Raw genomic sequence first — 16,239 nt, forward strand, 5'->3', positions numbered from 1 at the left:
CAGTAGTGCCCTCGGATCACCGGGCTAGGGCAGGCACAGCACCGCGGTCGCGTCGTCGTGGATCTTGGTCCGCGGCCACCGTGCCGCTTCCCGGTCCCGGTTCTCCCAGGTACGGACCTTTTCGAGCAGGGCGCGCGGGCCGATGTGCTCGGCGATGTCGAGCAGATCGGGCCAGCCCGCCACCCCGAACATCTCGACCAGGCGGGTGACACCGTCGGTCAGCAGGGCGACCCGGCGGAGCGCGGAACGGGGACGTGAGCCGGTGAACGCGTGGTGTGCCGCCGCCGGATCGGCGCTGGCGATCCAGAACCCGCCCGGCCGGTTCCGGTGTTCCCGCACGACGGTGATCGAGTGCCGCAACGCCTGTTCGTGGTCGGGACGACCGGGGACGTGCCGCCGGCTGGACTCGCTCAGTTCGGGGGAGATCGCGTGGTTGCGCTGGTCGCAGACGGCCTCGACGCGGTGGCCGTCGTCCAGGAGCACGGTCGCGTCCGACAGCACCAGGTAGTCCACTTCGCTGTCCCGGAAACGGACCATGGCCACCGTCGCCGACGGGGTGCCGGGATGACCGAGATCGCAGGTGAGCCGGTGGTCGGCGGCGAGGTCGGCGATGGCGGCGGCGAGCGTGTCGGCCAGCCCCAGCTCGGGGTGGGCGCCGAGCCGGCGCACCGCCCGCTGCCCGAGTTCGGCGGCGTACCAGGCGGCGCCGTGCACGCAGCCGGTGTCGACGCCCTCGGGGACTCCGGCGCCGTCGAGGACGACGACCGCGTCCGGCAGGGCACCGACCCAGTCTTCGTTGGCCCGGCAGGGGGAGCCCTCGCCCGCGCCGCCGAACGACGAGCCCGCGGCGGTGGCGAAGGAGATCTGCGGGTGCTTCATCGGCTGACTTCCGCCGTCGTTTCCCGGTACTTCTCGATGAAGCCGCGTTCCTGGCTGAAAACGTTTTCTGGCAACGAGAACGGGTCGAAGAACCGCGCGTCGAGGGCTTCGGCGGGATCCGGGCGAAGGTGCCCCTGAAAACTCTGCGCGACATACACCGCGACGACCTTGTAGACCTGATCCCCGTTGGGGTACTCGAAGAAGTACTCCGGGCCCGACCAGATTCCCAGCATTTCGAGATCGGCCACGGTCAGCCCGGTCTCCTCGCGTACCTCGCGGATTCCGGTGCCCGCCAAGGTTTCGCCCGGCTCCATGTGGCCGCCCGGCAAGGCCCATTCCCGCGTGTCGGCCCGGTGGATCAGCAGGATGCGGCGCCGCGCGTCGCCGACGATGACCAGCGTGCCGGGCAGCAGCAGCGGCCGGGTGCCCACCAGCGCGCGCATTTCCTTGATGTAGTCCACAGAGGGGCTCCGTTCACGTCAGTGGCCGGCAAACCGATGCCGGGGTCGAGGGCCCTGCTGTCACCCTCGCAGTTTGCCCGACCCCGGGACGTGCTGGCAATAGTTTGCCGGATCGTCTGGCAATGGGTTGCCATCGCGGCGACCGGCTCTTAGGCTCGATCGGAAACGCCCTTCAGACGCGGCCCTTCGGCGAGCACGCCGTTCGAAGGGTGCCGGCGTACGACTGGATCCTCCGTACCGAATGGACACCACAAGATGGCGCGAGTCGAGCAGGAGAGCGGTCGTAGCGCGCTCTACCGCGATGAACTGTCCATGCCCGTGGCGAGCCTGGGGCCGGCGAACCCGCTGCCCCCGCTGAAGGGCCTGATGGAGGTTCCGGTCGACCTGACCGGCTCCGATCTTCCCCGCCGTATCAGGGAAGGCGCCGCGTACGGCGCGCTGAAGACGTCGATGCCTTACCTGATCAGGGATGCCTACGGCCGCGACCGGGCACCCGGCACGATTCCTGCTGTCGTACTGGAAAACGACGTGCTGCGGGCGACGTTCGTGCCCAGCCTCGGCGGCAGGCTGTGGTCGCTGCGCCACCGGCCGACCGGCCGGGACCTGCTGTTCTCGAACAGCGTGTTCCAGCCGGTCAACTTCGGTGTGTGCAACGCGTGGTTCGCGGGCGGCGTCGAGTGGAACGTGGGCACGCACGGCCACTCGCCCGCCACCTGCGCGCCTCTGCACAGCGCGGCGGTGACCGGGCCCGACGGCTCACCGGTGCTGCGCATGTGGGAGTTCGACAGGCTGCACGGGACGATCTTCAGCTTCTCCGCATGGCTGCCGCCGGGCTCGCCGGTGCTCTTCGTGCACGGCCGGATCCTCAATCCGGGCGACGAGACCGCGCCGACGTACTGCTGGGCGAACGCCGCCGTTCCCGAAACCGACCGGGTCCGGATCGTGACCCCCGCGAGCCGCGCGTATTGGACGTCCCTGGAACGGACGCTCGACTCGGTTCCCTTCCCGGCCCGCGACGGCGTGGACTACAGCTATCCCGCCCGTGCCGCCTTTTCGACCGAGAACTACTGCGAAGTGCCGGAGGAACGTCCCTGGGCCGCGGCGCTCGACGAGTCCGGCATCGGGCTGGCCCAGGCGTCGACGCCGGCACTGCGCGGCCGCAAGACGTTCGCCTGGGGGAACACGGTCGGGTGCAGGCACTGGCAGTCGTGGCTGACCGGCGACGGCCAGGACCGGTACTGCGAATTCCAGTCCGGGCTGACGACGACGCAGTACGAACACGTTGCCGTTGAGCCAAAAGACGCCTGTTCGTGGACCGAGGCGTACGGCCTGCTCCAGGTGGACCCCGAGCTCGTGCACGGTGACTGGCCGACGGCGGTCGCCGCCGTCGAGCGACGGCTCGACACCCTGGTCACCGCGACAGCGCTGGACGAAGCCCATCGCGCGATGGAGACGATCACCGCGCGGGAGCCCCACGAGTTCTTCACGCGCGGAAGCGGCTGGGGTGCGCTCGAACGCCGGCGAGCCGACGCGGCTTCGGTGGTCTGGCCGGAGATCACCGGCACGCCCTTCGGAGACGACACCCTCGGCGACGAACAAGCGCCCTGGCTGGCGCTGCTGGAAACTGGCGAACTCCCCGCATCGGACGTCGCGGACGCGCCACTGTCGTATGTCACCGGCGACGACTGGCGAGCGCGGCTTTCCCGCGCGCCGCGGAGCTGGCTCACCGAGTACCTGCTCGGCGCGCTGGCCCACGCGCGGCACGACCTCGCCACCGCGGAACGGTACTATCTCAGGTCGATCGGTCTCGAGTCCTCGGCGTGGGCGTTGCGCGCGCTCGCCCTGGTCCGCCAGGCCGAGGGGGACGAGGCCGGGGCCGTGCAGGTCATCCGGCAGGCGTGTGAACTCGCGCCGCGCTCGCTTCCCCTTGCCATAGAAGGCGCTTCGATGATGTTGGCGGCGGATGATCTGCCGGGGTGCCTGCGGCTGCTGGACAACCTTGACGACGCGTTGCTGGAGAATCCGCGATTGCGGCTCATCCGCGCGATCGCGGCCAAGACCCTCGGCGACGACACCTCCGACGCCGCGGTGCTGGCGGGCGAGTTCACCCTGCCGACCATGAGGTCGTCCGAGATCCTCCTGGAACGGCTGTGGTTCCTGACCTTTCCCGATCGGCCGCTGCCCGACCGGTACAACTTCCGGTGGAATCCGCTCGCGACCGATCAGGCGATGCTGGAGAACATCTACGGCAAGGCGACCGTCGCCGGGGACGCCGCGCACTGAACCGACTGGCATACCGGGGGGACGTTCGTGAAAGCCGGTTCGTACAACCTCTCGCTCTACGTCTCCGCCAGGACCGCGTCCCAGCTCGGTGACATGATGCTGCCGGTCGGGCTGGCGGCGGGGGTGCTGGCCGCCGGGTACGGGGCGACCGGCGTCGGCCTGGTGCTGGCGGCGCAGCTGCTGCCGTTCGTGGCGTTGATGCTGATCGGCGGCGTGCTCGCCGATCACCTGCGGCCCAAACCGGTGCTGGTGCTGGCGGACGCGACGCGGGTGGTGTCGATGGGCCTGCTGGTCGCCGAGTTCGCCGGCGCGCATCCGTCGCTGTGGCGGATCGTCGTGCTCCAGGTGATCACCGGGGCGGCCGGGGCGATGTTCGAGCCGGGCTCCAAGGGCGTGGTCCCGGAGATCGCGCGGGGCCGGGTCCGCGAGGCGTACGCGCTGCTGCGGATCACCGAGTCGATGGTGACCATGGCCGGTCCGGCGCTGGCGGGCGGGATCCTCGCGTTCGCGTCCCCGGCGGCGGTGATCGCGGTGGACGCCGCCAGTTACGTGGTCAGCGGCGTGCTGATCCTGTCGACCCGCCTGCCGATGCGGTCCGCGTCGCGCGGGAAGCTCGCTATGCGGGCGGATCTCGGCGAGGGCTGGCGCGAGTTCAAGAGCAGACCGTGGCTGGTGTCGGTGATGAGCGTGTTCTGCTGCGTGGGAATCGTGGTCTCGGGGCCGTATCTGGTCTTGGGCACCACCGTGCTGATCCAGGACCACGGGGCGACGGCGTTCGGGCTGCTGCAGGCGGTGTTCGGGGTGGGGGCGGTACTCGGCGGGGTCGCCGGGATGTACACCTCGCCCCGCCGTCCGCTGCTGGTCGGGGCGATCGCCTACGCCGCGTTCATGCCGCAGCTGGTGCTGATCGCGCTGGGGGCACCGATCCCCGTGCTCGGCCTCGGCATGCTCGTGGCGGGTATCGGCCGCGCCTACTGGGGTGTCATGTGGTCGGCCGCGATCCAGGCCAACGTGCCCGCCGACGTGCTCAACCGCGTCTCCGCCTACGAGATCATGGGCACGATGGCGATGGTGCCGCTGGGCCGGGCCGCCGCGGGGCCGGTCGGCGGGGCGTTCGGCGACGCCACGGTGCTCGTCGTCGCCGGTGTCCTCGGCACGGTCTGCATGGTCGTGCTCACGGCGATTCCCGCCGTCCGCGAACTGCCCGGCTCCCCGCCGCGGCGGAGAACGGCCAGGCCCCGTGCCGGAGAGGCACTGGCCGAGTCCGGCGAACCCGCTTCATGAGGAAAAGGCGTGTTGCCAGGCCCTTGCCCAATTAGGCAAACACTGGCAGCATTCTTGGCAACACCGGCGCGGCGCGGAGCCGCCCGGCCGTCCCGCCGAGTTTCCCGGACGGCCGCGAGCGGCCGGATTCCGCCTGCGTGACCAGGGAGGGGTACGAACCATGACCGAAACCATCGCCGCCCCGGCCGGCGTCGTGATCGACCCGCTGTCCGGCAACATCGGGGCGGAGATTCGCGGGGTCGACGCGAGCACCGTGCTGGCGGAGGAAACCGTCGCCACCATCCGCGGGGCGCTGCTGGAGCACAAGGTGGTGTTCCTGCGCGATCAGCCCCTGGACTACGAACGCCAGGTCGCGTTCGCCCGGCGGTTCGGCGAGCTGACGCTCGGCCACCCGATCTACGGCGGCCCGGAGGGCCGTCCGCTGATGCGGGAGATGGATTCGCGGGGCGAGGGCACCCGGGCCAACCACTGGCACACCGACCTGACCTACCTCGTCAAGCCGCCGTCGTTCGCCTTCCTGCACAACAAGGTCTCGCCGCCGGTCGGCGGGGACACCCTGTGGGCCAACACCGCGGTCGCCTACGCGAACCTCCCGCGCGGCCTGCGGGAGCTGGCCGACGGGCTGCGGGTCGTGCACTCCAACGACTGCGACTACACCGACGACACCTACACCGGCACCGCCGAGTACCGGGCCAACTACCTCACCGACATCTTCGAAGCCGAGCACCCGGTCGTCCGGGTGCACCCGGAGACGGGCGAGCGTTCCTTGCTGCTGGGCGGTTTCGCGCGCCGCGTGCTGGACCACGGCCCGCAGCAGGGCCGGGATCTGCTGCGGGCGCTGCAGGACTACGCGACCAAGCCGGAGCACACGGTGCGCTGGCGGTGGCGTGCCGGCGACCTCGCCATCTGGGACAACCAGTCCACAATGCACTACGCGATCTTCGACTACGGCGACCGGCACCGGCGCGGGGAGCGGGTCACCTCGGTGGGCACCGTCCCGGTCGGCGTCGACGGCAGGCCGAGCGTCACCCTGCGCGGGGAAACCGCGGCGTTCGGAAACGCCTGAGCGTCCCGTGATACCGGAATCCGAGGAGTGCGACCATGGCCGCCGCGGGCGTCCGTGAGCTGACCGGGGGCCTCGAGCGTTTCGCCGGCGTCCCCATCGACGAGCCCGCCGCCTACGAACCCCAGACGGGTTTCCTGCCGTACCCCCAGGCCGGCGTGACCGCGTTCCGTGATCTGGTGCTCGCCGCGTTCCCCGGCACCACCAGCCGCGGTATCAACCGCCCTGAGGACGTTCCCGGCCGCAGCGAGCACAAGGAGGGCCGGGCATGGGACTGGGGAGTTCACCGTGACACGCAAGGAGAACTCGCGCGGGAACTGCTCGGCTGGCTGCTCGCCCCGGACGCCGACGGCAACGCGTTCGCCGCGGCGCGGCGTTTCGGGATCATGTACATGATCTGGGATTCCCGCATCTGGGGTTCCTACGCGGCCGAGGACGGATGGCGTCCCTACACCGGGCCCAATCCGCACATCGACCACGTGCATTTCTCCTTCAGCCGGCGCGGCGCACTCGGGCTGACCTCGTGGTGGCAACCGCGGCCCGTGGCCGGCGTGATCCTGAATCGGTCGTGACGGAGGTTTCTGATGGCAGGCCAGGGATCCGGCGTCCCCAGCGCCCCTCGGCAGCACTCGGTGCGGGAACTGCACGGCGAGCAGGTCGTCGACGATTACGCCTGGATGCGCGATCACGACGATCCGCGGCTGATGGAGTACCTGGTCGCCGAACGAGAGTACTTCGACGCCTACGTCGGCAAGCTCGGCCCGCTCGTCGACCGGCTGATGGCCGAGTCGGCGGGGCGGGACAGCAGCGGCGGCGCGGGATTCACCTGGCGCGTAGGGGATTTCGAGTACTTCCTCCAGGCGCGGGACGGCAGCAGGCACCCGCGTTACGCGCGTCGTTCCGTGGCCACCGGGGAGACCGAGGTCGTGCTGGATCTCGAAGTGCTCGGCGCGGGCCGGGAGTTCACCCGGATCGGGGTGTTCGAGCCCAGCCCGGACGGCACCCTGCTCGCCTACTCGGTCGACCACGTCGGGTACGAGTCCTACCAGCTGCGGTTCCGTGACCTGCGCACCGGGGAGGATCTCCCGCGCACCAGGGAAGGCACCTACTACACCGGGGCCTGGAACGCGGATTCGTCGGTTTTCTGTTACGTGGTGCACGATCCGGCGATGCGGCCGTACCAGGTGCTGGCGCACTCGGTCGGCGCCCCGGCCGGACAGCCCGACCGGCTGCTGTGGAGCGAGGACGACGAACACTTCAACACCATCCTGCGCACCACGCGCGACCGGGAGTGGATCGTCATCTCCAACCAGAGCCGCACCACGGCCGAGGAACTGCTCGTCCCGGCAGGCGACGTCGGGACGCCGCCGCGTCCGGTGCTGCCCCGCAAGCACGGCAGGTGGTACTTCACCGAGCATCAGCGTGGTCCCGGCCTCGACCGGTTCGTCATGCTGCTGTGCGACGGCCGCGAGGAGCGCCGGCTGCTCGGCACCGCGACCGCCGAGACGGCGGGGGCGGAGTGGAGCGAGCTCGTCCCGGTCGATCCCCGGCTGCACCGGCAGCGTCTCGACGTGTTCGCCGAAGGGCTGCTGGTCAGCGGTTATCGCGACGGCACAACGGTTTTCGAGCTGTTCGGGATCGACGGGACCCGCCACGAGTTCAGCCCGGCGAACCCGGCGGGATGCCTGCTCATCGAGGGCAGGCGGGACGCGACGCGGGTGCAGCTGGACAACCGCACCGCCTACGACAGCGGCAGCGTGGTGCTCACCGAGCAGTCCCTGGTCGACCCGCCCGTGCAGCACCGCATCGACCTCCGCACCGGAGCCCGTGAAGTGGTGGGCACGACGGTCGTCACGGGCTACGACCCGGCGCGGTACCGCACCGAGCGGTTCTTCGCCACGTCCCACGACGGGGTCGCGATCCCGGTGACGATCGCCTACCGGGCCGACGTCACCCCGGACGGGGGCAATCCGTGCCTGCTGTACTGCTACGGAGCCTACGAACGGCCGTGGGAACCGGTGTTCTCCGGTCAGAACGTCAGCCTGCTCGACCGGGGTTTCGTCTACGCCATCGCGCACGTGCGCGGCGGCGGCGAGCTGGGCCGCGCCGGCTGGCTGGACGGCTCCATGGCCGCCAAGCAGAACTCGGCGGCCGACCTGATCTCGGTGCGGGATCACCTGGTGGCGCAGGGCTGGGCACACCCGGGCAAGGTCGTCTGCCACGGCAGCTGTGCAGGCGGCATCCCGGTCGGGCAGGCCTACACCGACCATCCGGAGCTGTGGGCGGGCGTGCTGGCCGAGGCGCCCGCGGTGGACCTGCTCAACGCGATGCTGGACGAGAAGCTGCCGCTCACCGTCAACGAGTGGGAGGAGTGGGGCGATCCCCGCGACGAGGAGATCTACCGGCTGATGCGGCGGTACGTGGCCTACGAGAACGTCTCCGGCCGTGCGCGTCCGCCGCTGCTGGTCACCGCGTTCTACAACGATCCCCGCGTGATGGTGCACGAACCGGCCAGGTGGACCGCCGCGTTGCGGGCGGCCGACACCGACGGCAACCGCGTCCTGCTGCGCACCGAACTGGGGGACGGCGGTCATCACGGTCCGTCCACTTCGGACCAGGTGGCCCGTGGCGCCGCCGAGGTGCTCGCGTTCGTGATCGACGCGGGCAGCGGGGGGTGATCCGGCTCAGGGAAGCCGCGGGCGACGTCCTGGCGGGAGGCGGCGGCCCGCTGCTGGCGGCCACGCTGGTCCAGTCCGCCGGGCAGGGCGCGGCGATGGCGTGCAACACCGTCTTCTTCGTCACCGTGGTCGGGCTCGCCCCCGGCGACGTCGGGCTGACCTACAGCGCCGGAACCGCCGTGGCGATGGCGTTCGCGGTGGTGGCGGGCAGGCTCGCGGACCGCTGGGGCGCCCGGAACGCGGCGGTGTGGCTGAGCATCTCGGCCGGGGTCGCCGTCGCCGCCTACTCGCTGGTGACCGACCTGCTGGGCTTCGCGCTCGTGCAACTGCTGGTCGCTTCGCTGCGCATGGGGAAGCAGATCGGCGAGAACGCGCTGGTGGGCCAGCTGGCGGGGAACAGCGCCAGGTTCCGTGCCTATCAGCGTTCGGTGCTCAACATCGGGATGTCGCTGGGCACGCTCGCCGCGGCGATTCCCTTGTACCTCAACGATCGCGGCGCCTACCTCGCGGTGGTGTTCGGCAACGCCGCGGTGCTGGCCATCGGCGGACTGCTGGTGCGCGCCGTGCCCGGGGCGGCCGTCCCGCGCGGGCGGCGGGCGAAGCGGGACTGGCGAGCACTGCGCGACGTCCGGTACGTCGTGGTGGGGCTGCTCACCGGCCTGCTGGAGATCCGGGACAGCGTGCTCACCATCGCGGTGCCGTTGTGGCTGGCGGGCAACCACCACGTGCCGCGCCCGCTGGTCGCGCTGCTGCTGTTCACCAACACGGCGATGGTGATCGTGTTGCAGGTGTGGGCGGCCCGCGGCGCGAACGCGGTGCGCGGTGCCGCCGTCACGATGCGCCGCGGCGCCACCGCGCTGGCGCTGAGCTGCGCCGTGTTCGGCACCGCGCCGTATCTGGCCGGGGCCTGGGCCCTCGCGGTCCCGTTCGCCGCGATCGTGGTGTTCACCCTCGGCGAGATGTGGACGGCGGCGGGCGGCTGGACGTTGAGCTACGAACTCGCCGATCCCGCCGCGCACGGGGAATACCAGGGCGTGTTCGAGATGACCTCGGGCACGGGGTTGCTGCTCGGCCCGGTCGTGGCGACCACGGTGGCGCTGGCCGCGGGCGGCTGGGGATGGCCGGTGATCGGCGCCGGATTCCTCGTGGCAGGCCTGCTCGCCGAACAGGTCGTGGTGCGGTCCGCACCGGCGGTGCCTGCCGCATCGACAGCAGAGCGGAGTGGGAGTTGAGATGGACCACCTGAAACGCCTCGCCGTCCTGGCCGACGACGAGATCACGCCGGACCCGTCGAAGACGCTGACCGCGATGCTGCGGTACCGGCGCGAGCACGTGGTGGCCGTGGTCGACAGCCGGAACGCCGGCCGGGATACCGGCGAGGTGGTCGGCCTCGGCACCGGGATTCCGATCCTGCGGGACGTCCGGGCCGCGCTGGAGTACGAGCCCGACGCGCTGCTGCTGGCGGACGAGCCGGTGGGCTCCGGGCTGCAGCCCTACTGGCGGGATCAGGTTCTCGTCGCGGTCGAGGCAGGTCTGGACGTCGTCAGCGGCCTGCACTACCAACTGGGCGAGGACGCGGGGATCCGGACCGCCGCCGAACGCACCGGGGCCCGGATCTGGGATCTGCGCAGGTCCCCGGTCGAGCGGTACCACACGCGGTTCGCCGCCGACGGCCGTCCGATCGTCGAGTACCGCGAGCACCGGCGGGGGAGCAGGACCGTGCTGGCGGTGGGAACCGACTGCGGCAGCGGCAAGATGACCACGATGCTGGAGCTGGACCACGCGGCACGGGAGCGCGGTGTGGCCTCGGTCTTCGTGGCGACCGGCCAGGTCGGGATGATGGTTTCCGGCGGGGGTGTCGCGGTCGACGCCGTCATGTCCGACTTCCTCAACGCCATCGTCGAGGAGGAGGTGCACGCCGCGGCCGAGGACCACGACCTCGTGCTGGTCGAGGGCCAGGGCGCGGTGAACCATCCGCGGTATTCGGCCGTCACACTGGGGCTGGTGCACGGCAGCAGGCCGGACGCGATGATCCTGTGTCACGACCTGAACCGCACGGCGCTGGGACTGCTTCCCGGCCAGCCGCTGCCCTCGCTGAGCCGGGCCGTGGAGATCAACGAACAGGCGGTGCGCTGGACGGCGCCCGGCTCCGGCTGCCGTGTGGCCGGTATCTCGGTGATGACGGCCGGTGTGCCCGACGCCGAGGTGCGCGCCGCACTCGCCCGCCTGACCGCCGAAACCGGGCTCCCGGCGACCGACGTGCTGCGCTACGGGGCCGATCCGCTGCTCGATGCCGTACTGAACGCCTAAGGGAGGCAAGCGATGTGCGGGTTCTGCGGCGTCGTCGGCACCGGCCCTTGGCGCGACACCACGTCCCGGCTCACCCATCGGGGTCCCGACGACGAGGGCGTCTTCACCGGCGACGGGGTGGCGCTCGGGTTCCGGCGGCTGGCGATCATCGACCCGACCCCGGCCGGGCACCAGCCGATGTCCTCGGCCGACGGACGGTACGTGATCGTCTTCAACGGCGAGATCTACAACTACCGGGAACTCGCTGAGCACCTGGGCACGACGCCGCGGTCCCGGTGCGACACGGAGGTCCTGCTCGAACTCTTCGCCGCGCTGGGACCCGAGGTCCTGCACCGGTTGCGCGGCATGTTCGCCTTCGCGGTCTGGGACACCGAACGGCGCGAGCTGTTCGCCGCTCGCGACGGCTTCGGCATCAAACCGTTCTTCTACGCGGTCCGCGACGGCGCGCTGTGGTTCGCGTCGGAGAAGAAGGCGCTGGTGGAGATCGGCGCACACGGCGAGGTGGACACCGATTCGCTGCGCCGGTACCTGAGCGTGCAGTACGTGCCGGGGCCGGACACGATGGCGACCGACGTGAAGGTACTGGAACCCGGCCAGCTGCTGACCTTCCGGCCCGGCGAGGAGCCGAGGATCAGCCGCTGGTGGCGGCCGCGGCTCCGCCCCGCCGCGAAGCCGGATCCCGGTTCACCACAACGGATCCTGGCCGCCCTCGAGGACTCCGTGGCCGCACACCTGCGCAGCGACGTCCCGCTCGGCGCGTTCCTGTCCGGCGGCGTGGACTCCGCGGCCATCTGCGCGCTGGCCGCCCGGCACCGCCCGGATCTGAAGACCTTCACCGTCGGGTTCGAGCGGGAGGGCTACAGCGAGATCGACCGCGCGGAGGAAACCGCGGCGGCGCTGGGCGTGCGGTCGTACCCGTATGTGATCACGCCGGGGGAGTTCGCCGCGAACCTGCCCAGGATCGTCTGGCATCTCGACGAACCGTTCGCCGACGCCGCCGCCATCGCGCTGTGGTTCCTGGCCCGCGAGGCGCGCAAGCACGTCAAGGTGGTGCTGTCCGGCGAAGGGGCCGACGAACTGTTCGGCGGCTACCACGTCTACCGGGAAGCCGGGCCCGGCTACCTCGGCGCCGACCAGGTCTACGTCGACGAGGAAGTCGACCAGGTCGCCGTGGTGCCCGGAGCCAACGCCCGCGAGCTCACCACCCCCATCCTGCGGCGGGCCAGGGCCGAGGGGCTCGACGAGGTGGCGGCCCGGCAGCTGGTGGACCTCTCGCTGTGGCTGCCGGGGGACATCCTGACCAAGGCCGACCGGATGACCATGGCACACGGCCTGGAACTGCGGGTGCCGTTCCTGGACCGCGAGGTGCTGGCGGTCGCCGCCGGGCTGGCCCCCGGCGACAAGATCGCCGAGGACACGACCAAGTACGCGCTGCGCCGGGCCGTGTCCGCCGTGGTGCCGGAACCCGTTGCCACACGGGCGAAACTCGGCTTCCCGGTGCCGATCCGGTTCTGGCTGCGCGACGAGTTGCATGACTTCGCCGAGCACGTGCTGGGGGAAGCCTGCACCGACCGGTACGTCGACCGGGACGCCGCATTCGGGATGCTCAAACGGTACCGGGACGGCGAGGACTTCGACTGGCGGAGGCTGTGGGTGCTCGTCTGTTTTTCGTTGTGGCACCAGGTCCACGTCGAGGGCCGCTACGACCCGGCCGCGCTGGGCTGGTCGGCCGAAGCCGCGCGGTGACACCGAGGGAGAGGAAGACATGCGACCGGAACCGGAGTGGACCGCTGGGCCCCCGTGCACCGCGCCCGACGAGGGCCTGCACCAGACGGTCGCGCGGATCGCGGCGGCCGGTCCGGGGGCGACCGCGCTGATCTCCGGCGCGCGCCGGGTGTCCTATGCGGACCTCGACCGGACCGCGGACGCGTGGGCCGCGGGACTGATCGCCGCCGGGGTGGTCCCCGGGGATCTGGTACCGATCGTCCTGCCACGCGGCGAAGAGCTGGTGACGGCTCTGCTCGCGGTCCTCAAGGCGGGCGCGGCGTACGCGCTGCTCGACCCGGCGTGGCCCGCCGGCCGGCTCCGCGACGTCGGCGAACAACTCGGCGCCCGGCTGGTGATCGCCCGCGACGCGTCCCCGATAGCGCCGGTGTGGGTCCCGCCGGCCGGACCCGCTTGCCCGCCACCGGATTTCCGGCCGGTCGAGGTCGGCGCCGACGCGCCCTGCTGCGTGTTCTTCACCTCCGGGACCACCGGGCGCCCCAAGGGAGTACTGACCCCGCACCGCGCGACGGCGCGGCTGTTCCAGCCGGGGACCTTCGCCCGGTTCGGCCCCGGCACGGTGGTGCCGCTGGCCGCCCCGGTGCCCTGGGACGCCTTCTCGCTCGAACTGTGGTCGGCGTTGCTGAGCGGGGGCACCGCGCTGATCGTCGGCGAACCGTACCTGTCCGGACCGGTGCTGCGTGCCGGGATCGCGGAGCACGGCGTGGGGACGGTGTGGCTCACCAGCAGCCTGTTCAACATGATCGTCGACGAGGACGTGGCCGCGTTCGGCGGTCTGCGTCAGGTGCTGATCGGCGGCGAGCGGCTGTCCACCGCGCACGTGGGCCGTTTCCTGCGCGCGCATCCGGGGATCACGCTGCTCAACGGGTACGGGCCGGTGGAGAACGTCGTGTTCGCCACCACGCATCCGATCACCGCGGCCGACTGCGATCGTCCCGGCGGCATTCCGCTGGGACGTCCGGTTCCGGGTACCCGGGTCCACGTCCTGGACGGCACACGTCCGTGCGAAGCGGGTGAGACCGGGGAAATCTGTCTCTCCGGCGACGGCCTCGCCCTGCGTTATCTGGGGCCTGCCGCGCTCACCGACGAACGGTTCACCGAACTGCCGCTGGGGGACCGGACGGTGCGTGTCTACCGGACGGGCGATCTGGGGTGGTGGGACGACGACGGGCTGCTGCATTTCGGCGGCCGGGCCGACCGGCAGGTCAAGATCCGGGGCCACCGCATCGAACCCGCCGAGGTCGAGCGTCAGATCGAGCGGCTGCTGCCCGGTGTGCGGTCCTGTGTGGTGCTGGCGCGGACCGATCAGGACGGTGCCGCCGCCCAGCTCGTGGCGTTCTGCGTGCCCGTCGAGCCGGGCGACCCGCTGCCCGGCTCGATGGCCGCGCTCCGGCAGGGCCTGCTGCCACACCATCGCCCGGCGTCGGTGCTCAGCATCGAGAGCGTTCCCGTTACCGCACAAGGAAAACTGGACGAACGCGCGCTGTTGGCGATGGCAGGCGGTCCGCGGAACCTCGCACTCCCGGCCGCCGGGGCACGGCCTGCCGACGAAACGACGCGGGTGGTGGTGCAGGTCTTCGCCGAGGTCCTCGGGGTGCCTGCCGTGCCGGCCGATGTGCCCTTCGCCGAACTCGGCGGCGGATCGCTCGACGCGGGCCGGGTGTGCGGCAGGCTCGCGGCCCGCCTCGGCCGCGCGGTGCCGATTTCCCGGCTGTACCGGCACTCGACGGCCGAAGCCCTGGCCGAGTGGCTTCGCGGTACCCGGCCCGCCGTCGCGCCGGATTCCGCCGCCGGACCCGGCGAGGTGCCACTGAGCCCCATGCAGCTGGTCTACCTGACCAAGCACCTGGTGGATCCGGCCGACCGGACCGGGCACTGCCTGCTCACCTGGATCGTCGAGGGCGAGTTGGACCGGGAGGCCCTCACCGCGGCGATCGAGACCGTGCACCGGCGGCACGAACCGCTGCGCGCGGCCTACGTCGCCGACCCGAGTCCCGTCGCACGTTTGCTGGACATCGAGGCGCCGCCGCTGGAGGTGCTGCCCGCCGAGCCCGCGGTGGAGGCGGCGATCCGCGCGCTGCGCACCCTGTTCGCGGAAGAACTCGATCCCGGATCGGGGGACGTGTGGCGGGCGGCGCTGGTGCCGGTGGCGGAGAGCGGGACGACGGTGTTCGGATGCGTGGTGCACCACATCGCCTTCGACGGCTGGTCGGAATCGGTGTTCGCCGGTGATCTCGCCGCGGCCTACAACGGTGTCCCGCCCGCGGCGGCGCCGCCGTCATTGGCCGCCGCGCGCGACGACTACGTCGAGCGGCTGGGCGCCGCGGATCTGGCCGCCCAGCGCGAATACCTGCGCGCGGAGTTCGCGGACGTGCCGGACCTGCGGTGGCCGGCGGGCGTGACGACGTCCGGAGCGACCGGACCGGGGCTGGTGGAGGCGACGGTGCCCGCCGAGGTGCTCGGCCGGGTGGACGCGCGGGCGAAGGACGCGGGTACCGGCCGGTTCGCCGTGCTGCTGGCCGACTGGGCGGCGAGCCTGGCCGAGGTCACCGAGCAGGACGATTTCGCCGTCGGTGTTCCGGTGGCCCAGCGCCACGGCCCCGGTATCGAGCACGCGGTCGGCTGTCACCTCACCATGCTCTGCGTCCGCCTGCGCGGGGGTGCGCTGGACCCGGTCACCGGTGCGGCCGAGACCGGGCGCCTGTTCGCTCGGGCCTTCGAGGCACAGGACGTGCCGGTCGCGGAGGTGCTGCGGCCCGCCGGAACCACCGGCAGGCCACCGCTGTTCCAGACGCTGTTCGCCTTGCAGGACAACGCGATCCCGCATCTCCCGCTGGAGGGCCTCCGTACCTCGTTCCACCGGCAGCCCTATCTGGACCTGCCGCTGGAGTTGCACGCCGAACTGTGGCCGAGGGCTGAGGGTGGCCTGCTGCTGACCGTCTACTTCCGGCAGGAAGCCGTCGCGGAAATCGTTGCGGAGGATCTCGTGAAGCGTTTCACCGATCGCCTCCACACCCGTGTGCCCGGCGTGGCGGGATAAGTGGTCCCGGTACGGACCGCTGTCGCGCATGCTCCGTTGGGGACGGTGAAACGGGGATCATAGGTGAGGCTTGGCTATGCCGGGGCCGTCCCCGGTTTCTGTCCGCATCCGAGAGAGCCGCTGGAATGTCTCGTTTGGAGTATGCGAGACCGCGATGATCTTTCGGTCGTTCGCTCGAAATACGCGTCACCTGGCCCGCGAATTCGGCGGTGTCCCGGTGGAACCGGTGTGCGTTCCGGTGACGGGACAAAGTGACGGCGATCGGGTTCGAGCCGGCTCGAAAAGGTGTGGCCGAAGCGGCGGTAAAGCGGGAAGTGTGTTTCCGTTTCCCCACCGCGCGGCGGGGAAAGGATTGAGAACGACACGATCAAGGGTTATCTGAGCTGCATCTGGGATCGTACTCAAAAAACGACCACTCTCATAAACACAAAAAAAAAAAAAAAAGAATAGAGAGGA

The 16,239-nt window shown here is 71.0% G+C and carries 11 protein-coding genes; 9 read left to right on the plus strand and 2 right to left on the minus strand.

The window, feature by feature from the left end; translation table 11 throughout:
* Positions 1-24 precede the first annotated feature (24 nt).
* Entirely contained in the window at positions 25-879 is an 855-nt protein-coding gene (locus ACFWX1_RS04160; RefSeq protein WP_378383630.1) for a protein phosphatase 2C domain-containing protein, read from the minus strand.
* Positions 876-1,340 (minus strand): NUDIX hydrolase, encoded by a 465-nt coding sequence (locus ACFWX1_RS04165; RefSeq protein WP_378383632.1) that lies wholly within the window; start codon positions 1,338-1,340, stop codon positions 876-878. Before ACFWX1_RS04165 ends, ACFWX1_RS04160 begins: the two co-directional genes overlap by 4 nt.
* A gap of 255 nt (positions 1,341-1,595) precedes the next feature.
* Between ACFWX1_RS04165 and ACFWX1_RS04170 the strand changes: the two genes are divergently transcribed.
* From ACFWX1_RS04170 to ACFWX1_RS04210, 9 genes are all read left to right on the plus strand, one after another.
* Entirely contained in the window at positions 1,596-3,623 is a 2,028-nt protein-coding gene (locus ACFWX1_RS04170) for a DUF5107 domain-containing protein (RefSeq protein WP_378383634.1), read from the plus strand.
* 27 nt (positions 3,624-3,650) lie between these two features.
* Entirely contained in the window at positions 3,651-4,907 is a 1,257-nt protein-coding gene (locus ACFWX1_RS04175) for an MFS transporter (RefSeq protein WP_378383636.1), read from the plus strand.
* A 160-nt stretch (positions 4,908-5,067) separates the two neighbouring features.
* Positions 5,068-5,973 carry a TauD/TfdA dioxygenase family protein gene (locus ACFWX1_RS04180; protein WP_378383638.1) on the plus strand — a complete coding sequence of 302 codons (906 nt, stop codon included), beginning with the start codon at positions 5,068-5,070 and terminating at the stop codon, positions 5,971-5,973.
* A 35-nt stretch (positions 5,974-6,008) separates the two neighbouring features.
* Positions 6,009-6,542, plus strand: coding sequence for a hypothetical protein (locus ACFWX1_RS04185; RefSeq protein ID WP_378383640.1), 534 nt, complete (start codon positions 6,009-6,011; stop codon positions 6,540-6,542).
* 12 nt (positions 6,543-6,554) lie between these two features.
* A complete protein-coding gene (locus ACFWX1_RS04190) occupies positions 6,555-8,648 on the plus strand; it encodes a prolyl oligopeptidase family serine peptidase (protein WP_378383642.1) in 2,094 nt (697 codons plus the stop codon).
* Positions 8,645-9,880: an MFS transporter gene (locus ACFWX1_RS04195; protein ID WP_378383644.1), complete on the plus strand. Its 1,236-nt coding sequence runs from the start codon at positions 8,645-8,647 to the stop codon at positions 9,878-9,880. Before ACFWX1_RS04190 ends, ACFWX1_RS04195 begins: the two co-directional genes overlap by 4 nt.
* Position 9,881: 1 nt before the next feature.
* Positions 9,882-10,958 carry a DUF1611 domain-containing protein gene (locus ACFWX1_RS04200; RefSeq protein WP_378383646.1) on the plus strand — a complete coding sequence of 359 codons (1,077 nt, stop codon included), beginning with the start codon at positions 9,882-9,884 and terminating at the stop codon, positions 10,956-10,958.
* A gap of 12 nt (positions 10,959-10,970) precedes the next feature.
* Positions 10,971-12,704 carry an asparagine synthase (glutamine-hydrolyzing) gene (asnB, locus tag ACFWX1_RS04205; protein ID WP_378383648.1) on the plus strand — a complete coding sequence of 578 codons (1,734 nt, stop codon included), beginning with the start codon at positions 10,971-10,973 and terminating at the stop codon, positions 12,702-12,704.
* Positions 12,705-12,723: 19 nt separating this feature from the next.
* A complete protein-coding gene (locus tag ACFWX1_RS04210) occupies positions 12,724-15,783 on the plus strand; it encodes an AMP-binding protein (RefSeq protein ID WP_378383650.1) in 3,060 nt (1,019 codons plus the stop codon).
* Positions 15,784-16,239: the final 456 nt, after the last annotated feature.

This window comes from Amycolatopsis sp. NPDC059021 (genome assembly GCF_042739895.1).
Taxonomy (GTDB): domain Bacteria; phylum Actinomycetota; class Actinomycetes; order Mycobacteriales; family Pseudonocardiaceae; genus Amycolatopsis.